The 16,350-nt window shown below is 59.5% G+C and carries 17 protein-coding genes; 12 read left to right on the top strand and 5 right to left on the bottom strand.

From position 1 onward, the window contains the following. Positions 1–280: 280 nt before the first annotated feature. Genes E8E68_RS20370 through E8E68_RS20380 form a run of 3 tightly spaced genes read left to right on the top strand, consistent with a single transcriptional unit; the run spans position 281 to position 2,562 of the window. Positions 281–1,084 carry a hypothetical protein gene (locus tag E8E68_RS20370; protein WP_256590642.1) on the top strand — a complete coding sequence of 268 codons (804 nt, stop codon included), beginning with the start codon at positions 281–283 and terminating at the stop codon, positions 1,082–1,084. Positions 1,085–1,089: 5 nt separating this feature from the next. After that, complete coding sequence (locus E8E68_RS20375; protein WP_266031174.1) at positions 1,090–1,662, top strand: hypothetical protein; 573 nt, start codon at positions 1,090–1,092, stop codon at positions 1,660–1,662. Positions 1,663–1,698: 36 nt separating this feature from the next. Further along, a complete protein-coding gene (locus E8E68_RS20380) occupies positions 1,699–2,562 on the top strand; it encodes a hypothetical protein (protein ID WP_110746326.1) in 864 nt (287 codons plus the stop codon). Between the two features lie 36 nt (positions 2,563–2,598). Here E8E68_RS20380 and E8E68_RS20385 read toward each other — a convergent pair whose 3' ends face one another. Continuing rightward, entirely contained in the window at positions 2,599–2,952 is a 354-nt protein-coding gene (locus E8E68_RS20385; protein WP_110746328.1) for a hypothetical protein, read from the bottom strand. Positions 2,953–2,962: 10 nt separating this feature from the next. After that, positions 2,963–3,508, bottom strand: coding sequence for a hypothetical protein (locus tag E8E68_RS20390; protein ID WP_280344181.1), 546 nt, complete (start codon positions 3,506–3,508; stop codon positions 2,963–2,965). Positions 3,509–4,484: 976 nt separating this feature from the next. Between E8E68_RS20390 and E8E68_RS20395 the strand changes: the two genes are divergently transcribed. The 5 genes from E8E68_RS20395 to E8E68_RS20415 all read left to right on the top strand — a co-directional run bounded on the left by E8E68_RS20395 (position 4,485) and on the right by E8E68_RS20415 (position 10,950). Further along, positions 4,485–7,472 (top strand): DotA/TraY family protein, encoded by a 2,988-nt coding sequence (locus tag E8E68_RS20395; protein ID WP_280344184.1) that lies wholly within the window; start codon positions 4,485–4,487, stop codon positions 7,470–7,472. Positions 7,473–7,642: 170 nt separating this feature from the next. Beyond that, positions 7,643–8,029, top strand: coding sequence for a hypothetical protein (locus E8E68_RS20400; RefSeq protein WP_110746335.1), 387 nt, complete (start codon positions 7,643–7,645; stop codon positions 8,027–8,029). Positions 8,030–8,102: 73 nt separating this feature from the next. Next, positions 8,103–8,555 carry a hypothetical protein gene (locus tag E8E68_RS20405; protein ID WP_266031177.1) on the top strand — a complete coding sequence of 151 codons (453 nt, stop codon included), beginning with the start codon at positions 8,103–8,105 and terminating at the stop codon, positions 8,553–8,555. Positions 8,556–8,583: 28 nt separating this feature from the next. Then, on the top strand, positions 8,584–10,407 hold the full coding sequence (locus E8E68_RS20410) for a DUF2235 domain-containing protein (protein WP_266031179.1): 1,824 nt from the start codon (positions 8,584–8,586) through the stop codon (positions 10,405–10,407). 111 nt (positions 10,408–10,518) lie between these two features. Then, a complete protein-coding gene (locus tag E8E68_RS20415) occupies positions 10,519–10,950 on the top strand; it encodes a hypothetical protein (protein WP_266031181.1) in 432 nt (143 codons plus the stop codon). Positions 10,951–10,982: 32 nt separating this feature from the next. On the opposite strand, the gene E8E68_RS20420 is transcribed toward E8E68_RS20415, so the two are convergent. Beyond that, a complete protein-coding gene (locus E8E68_RS20420) occupies positions 10,983–12,236 on the bottom strand; it encodes a DUF6685 family protein (protein ID WP_266031183.1) in 1,254 nt (417 codons plus the stop codon). A gap of 38 nt (positions 12,237–12,274) precedes the next feature. Further along, positions 12,275–12,808: a hypothetical protein gene (locus E8E68_RS20425; protein WP_266031185.1), complete on the bottom strand. Its 534-nt coding sequence runs from the start codon at positions 12,806–12,808 to the stop codon at positions 12,275–12,277. 291 nt (positions 12,809–13,099) lie between these two features. On the opposite strand from E8E68_RS20425, the gene E8E68_RS20430 reads away from it, so the two are divergent. Then, entirely contained in the window at positions 13,100–13,591 is a 492-nt protein-coding gene (locus E8E68_RS20430; protein ID WP_280344190.1) for a hypothetical protein, read from the top strand. Beyond that, positions 13,588–14,241 (top strand): OmpA family protein, encoded by a 654-nt coding sequence (locus E8E68_RS20435; protein ID WP_280344193.1) that lies wholly within the window; start codon positions 13,588–13,590, stop codon positions 14,239–14,241. Before E8E68_RS20430 ends, E8E68_RS20435 begins: the two co-directional genes overlap by 4 nt. 20 nt (positions 14,242–14,261) lie before the next feature. Here E8E68_RS20435 and E8E68_RS20440 read toward each other — a convergent pair whose 3' ends face one another. Further along, entirely contained in the window at positions 14,262–14,609 is a 348-nt protein-coding gene (locus tag E8E68_RS20440; protein ID WP_014592445.1) for a hypothetical protein, read from the bottom strand. 145 nt (positions 14,610–14,754) lie between these two features. Between E8E68_RS20440 and E8E68_RS20445 the strand changes: the two genes are divergently transcribed. Together E8E68_RS20445 and E8E68_RS20450 are read left to right on the top strand one after the other, a co-directional pair. Then, positions 14,755–15,336, top strand: coding sequence for a hypothetical protein (locus tag E8E68_RS20445; RefSeq protein ID WP_280344198.1), 582 nt, complete (start codon positions 14,755–14,757; stop codon positions 15,334–15,336). A gap of 199 nt (positions 15,337–15,535) precedes the next feature. Next, complete coding sequence (locus tag E8E68_RS20450; RefSeq protein ID WP_280344201.1) at positions 15,536–16,282, top strand: hypothetical protein; 747 nt, start codon at positions 15,536–15,538, stop codon at positions 16,280–16,282. Positions 16,283–16,350: the final 68 nt, after the last annotated feature.

The raw sequence follows: 16,350 nt of genomic DNA on the forward strand, positions 1-16,350 counted from the left end.
GCTTCCTGCTTCACGGATGGGGTATGCCTTTCGCTGGTTTGCGGGCGCGTAGAATGGCGGGGAGCCCTCTCGCGTCGCCCGAATGCTGCCTTACGGTGCCGAAGGAGGATCTTTTCCAGGATTGGAGAATGAGAGCGGGCCGGGCCTACGAAGCCTGGTGCTGCTGTTCTGCTTGAGCGGAGTGTGTATGCCTGCGCAGGCACTTTAAGACTATTTTGGATTGGAAATCTTAGGTACGTATATGCGACCAGCGAATGAAGTTAAAGACGGGGCCAAGTTATTGTCCCTTGCCCAGGGCCTGAGGTCGCTGCTGGTCCCCTCGCCAGATGTACTGGCCGACACCGTCAAAGAGTTGCACCCGTTGGTCAACCTGTCCGACAAGGTGCTGCCTCTGAAGTCGTATTTCAACATGGTCCAGGACATCCAGCGGGCCAAGCATACCCAGGCCGCCATGCGCGCTGCCGACGAGCCGCTTAGCCGCGAGGCTATTCAGCAGGGCGTGTCGCGCAAGCTCTGTACCGAAGACATCTTCATGGTTGCCTGTTCGTTCCTGGAAGTGGAAATCGCCAAACAAGGCTCGGTGTACTACCTGAGCGGCGAATCACCCGATTTCAAGGAAACCAAGAAGAACCGAAACCCGCTCGACTTGTCCGACGAGGTCGTATTGAAGAACCTCTCGAGTGGCCTGGCGCGTCCGGACACCGATCGCGGGGCTGTAGAGCGGGGGCAAATCGACAGCGGTTTCAACCACCTGGTGCGGCTGAACCAGTTGCATAACCTGATGGTGGAGTCGGTGCGGTTGATGAAGGCGGACGAGCGCCTGACCAAGGTCGATATCCGCAAGAAATTCAACATTTCGCACACGGACTACGAGCGCATGATGTCGATGGCGCGCCGTTCCGGGCTGATTTCGTTCCGCAACCGCAAAAAGGACCCGTCCAACTCCTACACCTTGCGCAATGACAACCATGAGCGGGTGTCGGAGCACGCCAAGAACTTTGGCCACACGCCGCAGAAGATGCTGAACAAGATTCTGGATGACTTCTTCGGAATGCTGGAAAAACGCAAAAAGCACGAGGACTGATTTACATGGGGATCCAGGGCCATAAGGACGTCGGGCCGGCAATAAGTGCAGGGGAGCGGGCCCGTGTAGCGCGGGCGGCCAGGCAGGTGGTGGGGTATGCCAACTTTCTGCGCTGGACGGCGAACTTCAAGCGGGACGAAGTGCTGCGCCATCCTGAGCACGACCGCGTGATACTGCTCTCGCCCATGCAAAGTGGGCGTTTCAGCTTTGCCCTGGAGGGCGACACTTTGTATGTCGGTGTCCAGCCATTCGAGGCAGCCTGGGCTTCGTGCATGCCTTTCGAAGCTGCCTACGTCTCTGACCGGCTGTACCTGTCGGTGGAGGGCGTGAACTTCATGGATTCGCGCATGCCGCCGCTGGCGCTGGGTATCTTCGTCGACGAGGGTGAAAAGCGCGCGCTCATGGCCGCGGCTCGTTCCATCCAGTTCGTGCAGGTGTCGGTCCGTGACGGCTACGTGGTCGAGGTGGGCGAGCCGTGTGGCGAACCTGTCGAGATGCGCACAGGGGACGTGGTGCGCCAGCTGCGCGAGACCCGCCAGGCGAAGGTGCAGCAGCAAGACATGGGGCGGTTCTTCTGATGCGCTCAAGCAGACATTTCAAGTAAGGATACGTGCATGACCAAGTGTAAATTCCTCCTGCCCGTGCTGGCCGCCGTGGCAATGGCGGGCTGTGTCACGACCGAGCAGATGCCGGACGGGAAGACCAAGATTCGTTTCTCGGACGAAGCGGTCAGCTCGCTGACTTCGATGATGCCCAGCGGCCTTGTTACCGCTGTTGGTGGCGGGGCAAGCAGCGGCGAGCTGGACTTGATCCCGACCAAAAGCCTGGCCGGCAGCGGGCTCTACCTGTATTTCAATGGCCGATACGACTTCGCCTGCGCGAGCGCCTTGCTTTACAGTGCGAAATCCGGGCAGGACCTGGACAAGAACACCAATGCGTCATGTCGCGACAGGTATTTCCAGCGTCAAGCGGAACTGAAGCTGGCGGGTAGCCCTTATGACAGGGCCGCGCCTAGCTATGATGCGCGCAACCCACCTGATGCTTACTGGGGCAAACTTAAGGGCCAGACCCTTGCCCAGCTGGCAAGTACGCAGCAGTTTGCTGCGCGCTTCACGGCAATTCCGCGCATCGACAGCAATGGCAGCATCACCATAACGCCAGGCTTCATGGGCGAGGGAAGTGGGCGGCATGTGGCCGTGGTTACCACCCCTCACCGAATTCCGGTTGTCATGGATGATGCCGGTTTCGCGACGCAGATGCGCTCGCAGGCAAGCAGACTCAACACCCGATCCGGTGAGTGGACCACGTGCGATGCAGTGCTTGCCTACACCTCCACAAAGGACAGGGGTCGGCGCCCGGCTACTATCTCGGCGAACGAGTATTTGCAGTATGAGGTGCAGTTCACGGTTGCTTCGATGTCGTGCCGTGATGGTTTGCGCACCTACAAGAGCGCCTCACAGCAGGCCGCCGTGCGCTAATCCGTCTCTGTGAATCGGTGGGGCGGGGGGCGGCGCTTATGGCGCCGCATTCCAGGCATCGTCTGCTGCCGCCACCGCCTCGTCGATGCCGGAAGTATGCATATCTGCGGCGTTCAGCCAATTCTGATTGAGGTTTGCTTGCTGCGCTGCGTGGTCGTGAGCAAACTCGCGCTGCACGATAGCTTCTTCAATCCCGCTGACGAGCGCTGGCGAAGCCGTACCATATTCGCCTAGCAGCGCTCGTGAGGCCTCCGGTGGAAGCTGATTCACGGCACTGCGTAGCTGTTGGCCGTAATCGGCCAGTGCGGGCTGTTTGGCAATGACGATTTCCGCCGCTTGTGACGGAAAAACGGAGGCGGTGAAGCTCTGGAAGTCCTGCGCGTTCGGCATGGTTTTGTCCTTAGGGGCCGTACCCATCCAGGTCCTCGCTGCGCGACAGCGAAGGATTGGCGTAACGGGCAAATGTCTTGTCAAGGTCGGCAGCCAGATAGGCTTGTTCGCTATGGCGTAATAGCTGCTTCATGAAGTCGCCATCCGAGGCCACTGCAATCACTTGGTCGCGCAGGTTGGCCAGCAGCCCCTCTCGATCGGCTCGAGAGCCGGGAGCTTGGTCGATTGCTTCGATGGCGCTGGTCAGTGATTGGCGCAGGCCGGTTTCCGCTTCGCGCTTGTCACCTGCGCCTGCGGCTTCGAACACCACGCCGCTGATCACCGCGCCATGGATGGCTATGAATGCATCGGCCTCGGCTTTACGGCTTTGCATGACCCGGTCGGAACGCAGGGTGTGCGGTGGCGTATTACGCAGCCACGCCGATTCCTGCTCGCCCAGGGCGTCAATCGTCTGGCGAATTTTTTGGCCGTCAGGACCTTCCCGTAACGCGGCTTGCGCTACGTTTTCCAAGCTGATTGCCGGGTTGCCAGAGGCCGCTATGGCTCTGTCTCGCATGGACCCGGCACCGATCACGAATCGGCTGGCATCGCGTATTGATAGCTGCATCTATGTCCGTCGTTTTTTCACAGGGCTTGAACGCGCCCGAACCAGTCTGCATTCAGCGGTATCTGCTTCTCTGCGCGGTTCGCCGTAATTGCGTCGCGCAGGCATGCGGATCTCGTTAGCTCCTCCGCTGACGTGCTGCGGGTAAACCCATGCGAACCCTAAGGGTTCATCTGCTTGAATGACCTTAGCATTTTTGCTTTCACAATTCTTGTGGGTGCGCTTTAAAAATCGTTTTTTTTGGTTACTTGAAGTATCCCAGTAGATCTCGTTGAAAGCAGGGCCTTCCTCGTCGAGCACAATGCCTGTGCTGATCGGGCCTGCCTGGCTCCAGCGCCCGTAACATGGGTCTCCCGTCAATTCTTCAACTGCCTTTGGCGCAAAGCGTCGCTGGCGTGCGCTTTGCCTACCGAACCGCCGTCAAGCGACCTGAAATGCCTCGGTCAACGCTAAATTGACGCCTGAAAACTGGCTGAGTTTCCTATGAAAGCACCATCTGAAGAAAGATCAACCCGGCAAGGATTCTTCTCGTTCAGATGTGCAGGTTATCACGGTTTTTTCGCCTTTAATCGCTGATTTGGTGGCAAAATGCCAATGTTTACACGACTTTACATTTCCTTACGTAGTCCTTGCGGCATCGGTAGCTACAAGTACTTGTCGGCCTGTTTCGGTTTTTTGTTAGTTTTCTTTCATAACAATATTTTGATAAATGAGTGATTTCTGGTTTAAGATTGCCTGGCTTTGGATATCTGATGGGTCGCGGCTTGTAGCGTGACGCCATGGCTCAGGCTCGAAAGCAACGCTGTGCAGGCAACGCTTGCCGGGCTGCTCGACAGCTCAACTCAAGGACGACGGAGCATTCCAAGGGGAATTCGTCGCGAACGATTCAGATCAACCGTCCGCAACTCGATTCAGGTAGGTATCACAAATGGCTCAGATGCCGTTTTCTCCATGCAGCGACCCAAGCGCGTGTACCGATCAGTCGGTCGCGATGCTTGGCAGGATATTCGGCCCGGTCATCGACTCGCTGGTCATGGGCACCGACCCCAACTCTGTGGAGTCGGGCGCGAACATCCTTGCCACCATGTTCGGCTTCTTCAACAGCGGCATCCTGATCATCGGCTCGCTGATCGTCTCGTACGTGGCGGTGATGGGGGTAACCAACACGGCCAATGATGGCGAGGCAATGGGCAAGAGCTGGTCGTCCTTGTGGACGCCGGTGCGGATCGTGGCAGGTGGCGCCGTGTTGCTGCCGACCACCAGCGGTTTCTCTTTCATCCAGCTGATCGTTCTGATGTTTTCCCTGTGGGGCATCGGCTTTGCCAATGGCACCTATAAAGCTGGCATGGCCATCGGGGTCCTCTCGGCAGACGGTATCGTTCAGGGCGTCAACCAGGCAGGAAACTTCTATGGGCTGCGTGATTTCGCACGCCAGTACATTGGCGTTTCCTACTGTGCCAAGGCTGCAAATGCCATCTATGCGGGACCCACTCCGGCCGACGTGCCGAAAGTTCAGGCCAAGAGCGAAAGTATCAGCGAAGGCGTCAGCAAGCAGGCTGCCGACAAACGAGTCGAGATAGATGGCCGGTTCGAGTCCACCTTCCTCCTCAAGGACCGGAATGCGGTGACCAACCTGGCCGGTGGTCAGCCTTTCTGCGGTACGGTGAAGCTGTCCTCGTACATGGCCCAGACGAAATCCGATGCTATTCCCCAGGCCCTGGAGAAGGTGCGTCAGCAGGTGCAAGGGCAGAAGATCGAAGCCGCCGGCTACCTGATGGCAGATCTGGACGCGTGGGTCGACTCGTGGCCTGTGAGCATCAATGATTCAGGCTGGGAAGATGTCGATTCCGACCGTTTCAACCAGATTGTGAAGACCTGGGAGAACCATATCGCCACTGCGCTCGTCAATGAAGTCAACAACGAGCAGGGTGAGGTGGATAGTGGGCTGAAAGACTTCCTGAAAACCCTCACCGACGATGGCTGGGCAGCCGCTGGCGGTTGGTTCCAGCGCGTTGGCATGGTACGCGGCCAGATTGCAGGCGTGCTTGCGGAACCGGTCGGCTCCGTAGGCGCACCGTCTTTGGTCGGTTTGCCTGTGGATGCGCGTTATATGTTGCTGAGCAATAGCGTGACCACCGTTACCGAGGCAATAAACAAGAAGGCTGAAGAGAAGGATACTTACACCAAGGCCAAGACTACCAAGCCGGAAGACTTTGCCAGCCTCATACCCAAGGACCCCAAAACCGATATCAACGTGGGTTCGCTGCGGGCAGACATGGACAGCAAGATGTCATCGTTCGTCAACGGAATGATGCTGAATGTGGTGCAGATTGCCACCGGTGCCGGCAGCAACGGGCAGACGCCGCTCTGCGGAACGGCAGGACAGATGGGGGGCTCGCTCAACCGCATGAAGTGCGTGGGCGACTATCTGAGCGTTGCGCGCGCCGGGATCCTGCTTGCCGATGTCGCGATCAAGACCACGACCACGGCTGTGCGCTTGCTTGCGGGTACGGTTTCCGCAGCAAAAGTGTTGGGTAACGGCCTGGAGGCGGACAAGATCGTCACACCGCTTTGGGACTGGGTGATCGAGGTGCCAATCAAGCAGCTTGCGTTGATGGCCAGTTACATCGAGCCTCTGGCCTTTTACTTCAGTGTCTTCCTTCCTAGCCTGCCGTACACGCTGTTCATGATCGTATTCGTCGGTTGGGTGCTCGCCGTATTGCAATCGATCATCGCTGCGCCGCTATGGGCTGTGATGCACATGACGCCGGACAGAACGTTCGTGGGGTCGCAGACGCAAGGTTACTTACTGCTGCTGTCACTGTTCGCCCGCCCTGCGCTTGCGATTCTGGGGTTGTTCGCGGCGGTGCTGGTGTCCGACCCCGTGATCGACTACATAGCCACGGGCTTTTTCGCCATGCGCGGTGCAGTCGTGTCCTCGACGGGGGGAGTGGGTGTCATTGCGGAATTCTTGACGTTTGCCTGGTGGTTCATGGTGTTCGGGCTGACGCTGCTGCCCGTGCTGTACATGATCTTCGGCCTGCCGCAGACCTTGCCTGACCAGGTGCTGCGCTGGATCGGCGCGGGTATTGGTGACCTGGGTGAGACCAATGCGACTGGCCAGATGCGCGGCGGCATTGCTGCCGCAGGGGGGAGCATCAGTGGTACTGGCACGGGCATGCGCCTGGGTCGTGATCAAGGCAAGCTGCCCCCGCCGGATGGCTCCTCACCCGGTGGTGGGTCAGGCGGCGGTGGGTCAGGTGGCGGTGGGTCAGGTGGCGGAGGGTCCCGTGGTGGTTCCGGCGACAAAGCGGCGCTGGTCAACGCCAACGGTCAGGGGGTTGGCGGACCGGCCGCTGGCGACTCGAGCGCAAAAGCCGAGGCTGAGTCGGGAGACAAACGAACCTTGGGTGAAAAACGCACCGACGCTGCTGGGGTAGCGCTGGGGCGGGCCATCGCGGGTGGCACAGCTGCCACCGGCAGGACCATGCGCAGGGCCGGCAGTGTTGCCTTGTCCGCTGGGCGTGCTGGCGTAGATTCCTTCCGCGAGTCTGGGGCGGCCTCGCTGGGAGGGCGGGTACGTGATGGCGTTGCCAACGGTGTGCTGACTGCAGGCGCGGGTCTGGCGTCTACAGCAGGTGCCGCCGGGGCCGACTACAAGCAAGCCTTCAGCACAGCAGGTGCTGAGGGCAAGGCTGCGTATAACGAAGGCGCGGATTCGCGAATTCAGGCGTACCAGGATTCTCTGAGCGGTGGCTCAGCCCCCGCCGGGAGCGACACGACTCAAGAGCAGGACGCCTCGCCTGACGCGCAGGCGGAAAGTGCCGGCGCACAGGGTCAACAGTTCAATGAGGCTGCGCTTCCGGCCGGGGCTGACTCGACAAACGGCAAAGGCGACGACGGCGAAAGCCGATGAGCGGCAGCGATGTGGGGATGCAGATATTCAGGCACTGGGTGGGTGCAGTTAAGAGATGGCAATTTGCTAGCCTGGGCGGAATTTTACTCGCCCCGGGTTGTCTTGGACGGTGACGCGCAATCGTGTGCGTATCTTGATACCTGACTCGGATCGCTTGGCGGAGGCTTGGCATGGATGACAATCAACTGGAAGACCAGCTTCGACGGCTTCTGACCGGCCTGGCAGACCAGGCCATCGTGCGCGGTGAGCAGTTTATCTACGATGGTGGTGAACTGTACGCTGATGATGTGGCGGAAATCGGCCTGGTGGCAGTGCTGTGCATCGCCCAGGCGCTGTCCGAACGCGCGGGGTTGGGCGGGTTTGGTTATCAGTTTCAGCTGGCTGCGCCGGCCAATCCGGTTTTTCCTATTCATGCCAGCGCTCCGCAGGTGCTGCCGGATTTCTTCAAGGTGGCGCCTTTTGTTTCTGCGGTTTTTCACAATGAAGTAATGGGTGCCAGGCAGGATCTGACAATTCTTTACCATGCTGCTGCTCAGCGGTTGCAGCAAGCGGGCTAGCCGAGCGGGCAAGCTTCAAGTACTGAAGCAGCCTCGGTAATCTGGATTTGGTATGTTGCATGAGGATGTTCATATGCAAGACGAAGACAACTTGGGCGACAACAAGGGCACGGGTGTTGAGTTGCCTCCCGGCGTATTTCCACCGATGCCAGGCTACACCACTGGGGACCTAATGGCAGTTGCCAACGCCCCTGTGGAGGCACTGCTTGAAGCGCACAATATTGATCCCGGTCTGATCCGTGAAACTGTTATCGCGCTGGCCGAGCATCTGTACCAGGCATTTGAGAGGGACGACATTCAATACCAGATCGCCACGTGGTATCAGAAGCCGTATGACGAGCCCTGGATGCGCAAGCGTAGTGTCGAAATAATTGCCGAGCAGTTTGCCATTGTCACCGTGGAGGCGGCTGCGGATTCATTGGACGGCTCACCGTTGCGGGCCTTGGGCAAGGCGTTTTTCGGCGACTTTATCGAACGGGCCGGTGCGGCCATAAAGGCCCATATTCTGAAGTTGAATGAAGGCTGACGCTTGCAGTTGTTCATAGGGATATGACATGAGTAAGACCGTATACTTTAGCGTGTACTTTGACGGTACGGCTAATAGCAAGGACAACGACAAACCGTTGGGCAGCCACACCAACGTGGCCCGTCTTTATGAGTGTGATGCGGCGAAAGGTACCAACCTTTCCCGAAACTCCGGCCATGCGCCCGTCGCCTATGATTCCGCCCATTACCTGGGTCTTTCAGAAAAGCTCTATTTCGACGGGGTGGGTAGCCATCAGCGCAGCACACCGACTGCCCTGATCGAGCGTGGTACCGGGCGCGGTGGCGATAGCCGTATCGAGCAAGCCTACGAGGCCGTTGTCGCGTTTTGTAACAAGAACCAGGATCTGCAGGTCGACCTGAACCTGATCGGCTTCAGTCGCGGCGCAGCGCAAGCACGTGCCTTGGCGAACGAGATCATTGATCGGGGTGTACCTAAGCTTGATAGCCAGTGGAAAGCGACCCGGGAGTACCTGATTCCGCCTGGTCAGGCGCAGGTGAACAAGCTCGCCATATTCGACACTGTTGCCTCCTACGGCTTGCCCATAACGGAAAGCCACCCTGACAAGAACCTGGAAATAAGCAGGAACGTAAAGTCGACCACTCACCTGGTGGCAATGCATGAGTATCGTACGACGTTTCCGCTGACCAGCGCGTTGCGTAACGACGACAACTCAAGGGTTGAAGAGATTAAGTTCGCAGGCGCGCACTCTCAAGTTGGGGGCGGCTACCGCAACGATTTGCTGGCTGCTGGTCCACTGGCCTTCATGTACGATCGCCTGAAGTCTGCTGGCGTCGAATTGGGGCCGTTGCCGCCGGAAGAAATGAAGCGCATCGAACAATACAACGCTTTGATCAAGCACCCTGACCGGTTGCAGGATGCGTTGATCGATTCTCGATTGCTCAAAGGCAATGAAGCATTCAGGCGCGAGGAAAACGGGTCCTGGACAGTGCTCAACAATCGACCGTTTCCGACGGAGCGTGGCACGGCCAATGTGCTGGGGTGGACAATTCTGGAGCGCCTGGAGTGGCAGAAACAGCCCTTCGATCACGCGGTGAGCGGCCGGAAAGTCATCTTTGAAAATGATGGTTCGCGCGGCGAGCCAGTTATCCGACGCATCGGCAAGGAGCTAGGTCAGAACTTCTTCGGGTGGAGCGACAAGGCCGAAGGTTCTTCGTCGTTGCCTGACTACCAGCCCGATAGCAGCTTTAGCGGGACAGTAGAGGCTCGACAAGAACGCTTCGAGGCACAAGAGGCTGCGCAGTCAAGGAAGCAAGTGGCTGAACTCTCGTTATTGCTCGCGGGCTCGAAGCCAGAGATAGCGCACATTCAACGGCTCGGCCTTGAAGAGGTGCCGCTGCCAACCCCGAGCCTGCCGCCTAGGTATGCAGTGCTTCGGATCGACCACGAAGGCTCATCGGCCTTTGCGGACCTAGGCTTCGAGTACGAGGCCAGCCGTATTGTCGAAGATGCCGGTGACTATGCCCGCAATCGAGGCCCCCTGAGTGTGGGTGACCCGGTCATGCTCCACGACACCAACGGCAACGTGGTGGGCGAGCTGGAGGCTGCCTATGAGGCGCCGACGTTCGCTGGAGAGTGCGGTGTCCTGATCGCAATCGACATGCAGCACGTGGCACAAGATGCGCAGGCAGGTTTCCTTCACGATGGCCTCAAGCAGGCAGCGCGATGGATTGCCGAGCGGCCGGAAGGCAGTTTGACGGATGATTACGAAATTCCCGGGGAAGATGGCAAGCCGCTGGGGCGTGCGATGGTCGCCCGCCCAGTCCCCCTTGAGTTGCAGCGAACTGTTACCTGGCAAGCTCCCGAGCCCTGATGGTCAGGCTGAGTTTCGCCAAGCACGGTAGTAAGGCTTTTTGCTGCCTGCTTGCTTAGAATGCACCTGTTGCCGGCGGTGGTCGGCCATTCAATCGGTAAGGGCGAGAAGATGAAAATCCACAAATACCAGCCAGGCACCTTCATCGAGGTCGATGACATGGCGGGTGGTCGCCGTGTGGGCATGGTCTGCAAGGACGGCGTAACGTTTTGGGATTTGCTCGATTCCGAACGCTGCACGCCGCTGACGATTCATCCTTCAATGCATCCGCAGGCACTGGGTACATTGGTCCAGTTCAGTCAGGACAAGGGATTGGTCAGTGCGACCCAGGCGCTGGTTGCTTACCTGCAGGCCTCGGGGGATACGCGACTGACTGAAGACCCGCTGTTTGTCATGCGCGCCCTGTGGTTCCTCGCTAAAAAGGCTATCACTGAGAATGTTCCTGATTCGGCGACGCTGTCGTGGGCTTGCGAGCAGGCTCGCGCTCAGGAGCAAGCCGCAGCGCGCATTCATCACTTGGCTGGACAATATTGCTCTGGCTGAGTTGAATGCGGAGTGACCAGGCGTCCCCGCACTCAGTCGGGGCTTGGTGCCTCGGGCGTAGGCAGGTTGGCCAATTGGCGCTCATGCAGCGCCGCGTAGCCATCGACTGTGGCGCGCAGTGTTTGCAGTGAATGCCTCGAAACGGCGCCCGGGCTATGTTGGGCGAGCGCTTCGTAAACACTTTGGGCGTCGAGTTGGTGAATGCCGAAGGCTTCATCCAGGGTGGCCTGCTCCACGGTTTGCCAGTCCACTTGTGTCGGCAGCTCATCGCGCAGGGCGGCTGCAGCGTGTTTGCCGAAGAGGTGTGCCACCCCGGCTTTTGCTTCCAGGCCTGGCAGGGCTTCAATGCGCGCGCGCAATATTTCCTGGCGCGCCCGGCGCTCCACAGCCGCATCCGGCGACGCCAGTTCCACCAGCATTTCACCTACATCGGTAAACCCTTCGCTGGCGAAAATTTCCGCAACCTTGCGTGAGCGCGCTTCCTCTCTGGGCAGGAAGATCGCCATACCGTCGTCGTACGGTTGCGGCAGGTCGCCCCAGTAGTGAGTGGCCTTGAAGTCGCGCAGGGCATCGAGTGCATCATTGAAGAACGCGTCCTTGTTCACGGCATAGATGGCGTACTCATCGTTGAGCTGAGCGGCAGCCCCGGCATCGAGGCCGTTGCGAACCAGGCGGCCCTGCAGCGCAACCGGCTGCTGCAACTGCCCGGCAATATGCCGGGCGGCGACGAAGTGGTGCGAGCCGCCGCTGTTGGCCAGGTACAGGCCATCATCCCAGTCGTACCGCACCATGAAGTCGCTGCTGCCATGCACGATGCCGATCTCCGGCCAGCGCAGGTTCTGCGCAAGCCCCTCCTGGCTCATGTCGCGGGTAAAAGCCTGGCAGGCTTGCTCGGCCATCTGTTGCAGGGAGAAAAACCGGTACAGCTCGGATTTGGAGGCGGACAGGCCAGTCACATCACCGATGTCACACGCGAACTCAGGCAGGGTTTCGGTTTTGCCCAGCCGCGCCAGTGCGGCGATCTGCCGATGCTCGCTGTGGTAATGGCCGTCGCTGGCGCGCCAGCCCCTGACCTCACCGTTCTGTTCGCTGCCCTGGCCGAAACCGATACGCTGCGACCACTCATGCCAGCGCACCACGCTCGATGAGGCAATGACGGCGGCGGGGTCATCCACCCTCATGCGTAACGTGGGGGTGTCGGCAATGACCCGTCGTAAACGGGCAGGGATGCCCAGGTCGTCCTTGACCGTTTCCAGAAACTTCGCAGCCAGTGTCCTGAAGCTCATGGCGTGACTCCTTTCAGCGCATACAGGTTCGCGAGGTGTTACTGGGTGGCGCGCTGTACCGCATCCGCTGCCTTGCGAGCTGTGCTCTTGATGGTCTTCACCACTGTGCGCATGTCGTACGAACAGCTGATGTAGGTGCTGTTGCCATCTTCATACAGCCACAGGTCGTGGTTACCGACTTCTTTCTTGTACTGGCCGAATTCGTCTTTGGGAATGTCGGCCAGCTTGGCCACTGCCTGGATGCTCTCGCCGGTGAACGCCCCGGAGTAGGTGTCGAAGTCACCTTCACCATTGGAGCCTGGGTGCATTGCAAGCTTGGTCACGGCGCGGCCGTAAACGTCCAGCGGGTTCGGCACGGTGTACTCGCCGTCGGATAGGTCCGAGGCCTGCACGATGGCCTTGCCGTTGGCCGCCTTGACCAGTGCCTCGAATTGTTCAGGCGAAACGTTGCGCTTGCAGGTGAGTGCCTGAGTGATGCGTGCATTGGCTTCGGCCTGATCGATCTTTGCGGCGTACGCCGACGTGCAGGCGAGCGAAACCAGCAGCGGCAGGGCGAGGTGCAGAGCTTTCATGCGGCAGATCCTTCTGGATGACAAAGTGCTATCAATTCTGGTTGTCAGAAAAATGTTTTTTACATGCCTCGAGTGTGCGCTACGCCCTGCGCTTGGTCAAGTGAGAGCCTGCGCGTGACGAAGATTCAAACCTTGACGGCAAAAGGCCTCAAATTCATACTCACCATCAATTTCGACATTTTTCTAACAGGTCATTTTGATAGATGACAGGATGTTGAACGTTGGCTGGCACACAGCGGCAGTTCTTTTGAATCTGGCCGTCCGGCTGACCCTTACAAGGAGTTTCCAGGCATGTCCTACGCATTACCTCCACCTGCCGTGAAGCCAGGCCTCACGGCCGTGGGCGATCGTCGCGCAGCCCTGTGGCTGATGTCGGTGCCTCTGCAGGTGGCGCTGGTTGCTTTTGCCATTGCGGTGGTGGCGACCCTGATGGGTGAAATGGCCCAAGGTTCGCCGCGCTTCTACGCCGCGGCATTGTCCTTTTCAGCCCTGTTGCTGAGCGTCATGTTGCTGCCTGCCTACCTGCTCAGCCTGGGTTGGTACGCCTGGTGGACGCGCGGGGGCGACCATCGTCAGCTGCGCCTTGGCCTGTGGCTCGCACCGTTGGTGGCGCTGCTGTTCGCCTGGTTCCCGGCCACCCTGGTTCCCGGGCTTCAGCCGCTGGGCCAGGATGCCACGGACCCCCTGCGTATCTACCTGCTGGCAGGCATCCTGGTATTGCTGCTGGGGTATGCCTGGTCGGCCATCGTTTTCGTGATCCTGCGATATTGGAGAGATGTATGAGCACCCTCGTTTCCACCCCTCGCAGGTTGCTGCCGCTGGTACTTGCCGCCCTCTCGGTGGCACTTGCCCCGAAGGCTTTCGCAGGGTTCGAGCTGGTGGAGAGCCCGGCCGCGCCGGTGCCCTATGTGGCACCCTCGGCGCAAGGGCAGAACACCGCGCAAATGCAGCAGACCATCAATGCCCTGAACAGCGAAATCCAGAGCTTGCGGGTGCGGCTGGCTGCGGCTGAGGCCGACGCCAATGGTAGCCGTCAGGAGCTTTTGGCAATCAGGGCGCGGCAGGACCAGATCCAGACTTCGATCAACCACATGACGCTCAATTTTGCGTTCGGCCATTCACGCTTCAGCCCCAGCGCCGAGGATGGCGACGTGCTGGTGCGCTCGGCGCAGGACGCGCTGCAGGTGAAGATCGTCGGCTTTACCGACAGTGTGGGCACGATGGAGGCAAATCGCCGGGTTGCCTTGCTCAGGGCGCAGGCGGCGAAGATGTACCTGGTTCGGCGTGGCGTAGCAGCGGCGAAAATCAGCGCTGAGGGGCAGGAGGGCGACTACATCGCCGCGAATGACACCCCCGCTGGCCGTGCAGCCAACCGCCGGGTTGAATTCAAGTTCTTCGGTCAGTACCAGGCGAATACGGCCCTCGCTCGCTAGGCAGCAAGGGCCGCGTCAGGTCAGGCCTGCAGGCGCATGTTATCGAGGAACAAGCGTGCCTCGGCGGCAGCGGCGATGGTGGCGTCGGCAGGCGCCTCCCAGGCTACGCCGTTGTAACGCAGGCTGTAGCTCTCGCGGCAGGGGTGAAAGCCGATATGCGCCCAGTCGATGTCTTCACTGCCTACCCACTCGCCGAGAATCTCTGACCTGGCTACGCCGGCCGCCCGCCGCTTTTCGATCTGCCCGACCACATTGGCGAACAGGCAGAGGTTTTCCAGGTCGATGCTGACCGAGGCGGGGCCGATGTTCAGCACGCCACCGTCATTGCCCGGCGCGGGATGAAATGCACAGTGAAACTGATGGGTCATTGGTACATCCTTGAAGTTTGGGCTGCAAACATACAAAACACGAACGACTGAGGTTTTTGGACCTGCCAGCAGGTTGAAGTTCAGTCTAGTCGAGCCGTTGCGCGGGAGTGGGACCATGTATTCGTTGTATGAACTCGAGGCTTTCGTGGCGCAGGCCATCAGTGGCGATGTTCTCGCCCAGGCGGGTGGCGGCTTCGTCAGTGTGATGGCCAAGAGTGCGCCGGCCATCCAGAAGGACATTCCGGTCGCTTTCGAGATGTATACGCTGCTGGAGCATTTCCTCAAGTCACTGCCCATTCGGCGGGAAGCGCTCGGCTTCGGCGCGCGAACGCTCGATCTTGAACCAGGCATTGTCGTTGATCATGACGGGCACAAGGTCGTTGCCCTGTTGCCGATCCAGGCCGGCCAGCTCGGCGAGGTGGCCTTCTGGCTGGCTGACGCGCTGCCCAGCCGGGAGGTCAAAACCATGCCTGGTATTCTTGCGTTGGTGTTCAGCGTGGAAACCCACGAAGATATAAAACACTTGCTGCCCGAATGGATGGCTGCTTTTTATGTCCAAGGCGAGGCAAGGCACTGTGTGCCGATCCTGGCGCTGAAGTCGGTGCTGGAGGACAAGCGTTTCGGTGGCGATTGGGTGGCGGTTGCCCTGCATCGGCTGGCCGATTTTGCCTTGCCTCAGGCCGAAGCCCAGCAAGCAGCTGGGAGCGAGGTAAAGACCACGCGTTGAACCCGGTGGACAGTATCGGGTTTGGCATTGACCAGAATCTAGCGGCGCATGTTCCAGGGACGCGCCGATACAGGGAGCATGGGCAGATGGCGCAGTCGGCAGCAACGCCGCAGGATGACGCGCCGGACCCGACGTTGTGAGTGATGCTCTGGAAAACATCCAGCCGCCAGGGGCGGCAGCAGTTTAAGCGAGGAAGCATATGGACCATAACTGGGGTGCGGGGAGACCTGGTGGCGGCCTGGATGGTGGATATACCGGCTCGCTCGATCATGCAATTTCCAACCTGCATGTCGGGCGCAGCCAGGGGCGCCAGCAAGGTCGTAAAGAGGGCTTCGATGAGGGGCGCTCTCAAGGCTATGCGCAAGGCTGGGACGCAGGGGTGGCATGTGCCAACGAGAAACTGGAGCCGCTCAGGGGGCACGTGAGGCAGTACTTCGAGGAAGCGGTGCAGCTTCGGACGGTGGTGCAGCGCCAGAAAACCATTATCGACCTGATGTACCAGCAATTGTCCGAGGTCGCCGGCGCGGCCAAGCGCGCTGACGCTAAACCGACGGCTAGCGAGTCCGAAGCATTGGCAGCCTTGCAGAGCAGCAATGAGTTGCTACAGGCAAGGCTCGAGGTGATGGACATGCATTACGCAGCTGCGCTCGAGCAGTCCAGGTTGAAGCACCTGCAATACAAGCGCAGCCTGGTGTTCATGCAGGCGGTGCAAGGGCTACTGGAAGAGCTGACGGGTGGCGATAGCCCCGAAGCGCGTGACATCCGCGAACGTTTTGTGACGCGCTACCAGGACCAGGTCGCACGGGGTTTGCGTGCAGGCGATATCCAGCTCGCCCCTGAGCAGGATGAGGTGTTCGGCAGGCAGCTGCCGGAAACGCAGCGGTTCATCATGGACATGTTGCAGTCGGCTGCACCCGGACCGGATGTCGACGACTCTGCCCCGTGATCATGAATGACAGGCGCGACACAAGGCCGTTACTGGGATCGCGCCAGGTTTGATGGATCAGCCCTCAG

Origin of the sequence: Pseudomonas sp. BN607 (genome assembly GCF_029871175.1) — a bacterium.
Taxonomy (GTDB): domain Bacteria; phylum Pseudomonadota; class Gammaproteobacteria; order Pseudomonadales; family Pseudomonadaceae; genus Aquipseudomonas.

What these genes read in the sequence shown, in the direction of transcription:
- E8E68_RS20450 (WP_280344201.1), top strand. Translation starts at nt 15,536, where the DNA reads ATGGACCATAACTGGGGTGCGGGGAGACCTGGTGGCGGCCTGGATGGT.
- E8E68_RS20390 (WP_280344181.1), bottom strand. Translation starts at nt 3,508, where the DNA reads ATGCGAGACAGAGCCATAGCGGCCTCTGGCAACCCGGCAATCAGCTTG.
- E8E68_RS20385 (WP_110746328.1), bottom strand. Translation starts at nt 2,952, where the DNA reads ATGCCGAACGCGCAGGACTTCCAGAGCTTCACCGCCTCCGTTTTTCCG.
- E8E68_RS20440 (WP_014592445.1), bottom strand. Translation starts at nt 14,609, where the DNA reads ATGACCCATCAGTTTCACTGTGCATTTCATCCCGCGCCGGGCAATGAC.
- E8E68_RS20425 (WP_266031185.1), bottom strand. Translation starts at nt 12,808, where the DNA reads ATGAAAGCTCTGCACCTCGCCCTGCCGCTGCTGGTTTCGCTCGCCTGC.
- E8E68_RS20400 (WP_110746335.1), top strand. Translation starts at nt 7,643, where the DNA reads ATGGATGACAATCAACTGGAAGACCAGCTTCGACGGCTTCTGACCGGC.
- E8E68_RS20420 (WP_266031183.1), bottom strand. Translation starts at nt 12,236, where the DNA reads ATGAGCTTCAGGACACTGGCTGCGAAGTTTCTGGAAACGGTCAAGGAC.
- E8E68_RS20430 (WP_280344190.1), top strand. Translation starts at nt 13,100, where the DNA reads ATGTCCTACGCATTACCTCCACCTGCCGTGAAGCCAGGCCTCACGGCC.
- E8E68_RS20405 (WP_266031177.1), top strand. Translation starts at nt 8,103, where the DNA reads ATGCAAGACGAAGACAACTTGGGCGACAACAAGGGCACGGGTGTTGAG.
- E8E68_RS20410 (WP_266031179.1), top strand. Translation starts at nt 8,584, where the DNA reads ATGAGTAAGACCGTATACTTTAGCGTGTACTTTGACGGTACGGCTAAT.
- E8E68_RS20375 (WP_266031174.1), top strand. Translation starts at nt 1,090, where the DNA reads ATGGGGATCCAGGGCCATAAGGACGTCGGGCCGGCAATAAGTGCAGGG.
- E8E68_RS20395 (WP_280344184.1), top strand. Translation starts at nt 4,485, where the DNA reads ATGGCTCAGATGCCGTTTTCTCCATGCAGCGACCCAAGCGCGTGTACC.
- E8E68_RS20435 (WP_280344193.1), top strand. Translation starts at nt 13,588, where the DNA reads ATGAGCACCCTCGTTTCCACCCCTCGCAGGTTGCTGCCGCTGGTACTT.
- E8E68_RS20415 (WP_266031181.1), top strand. Translation starts at nt 10,519, where the DNA reads ATGAAAATCCACAAATACCAGCCAGGCACCTTCATCGAGGTCGATGAC.
- E8E68_RS20380 (WP_110746326.1), top strand. Translation starts at nt 1,699, where the DNA reads ATGACCAAGTGTAAATTCCTCCTGCCCGTGCTGGCCGCCGTGGCAATG.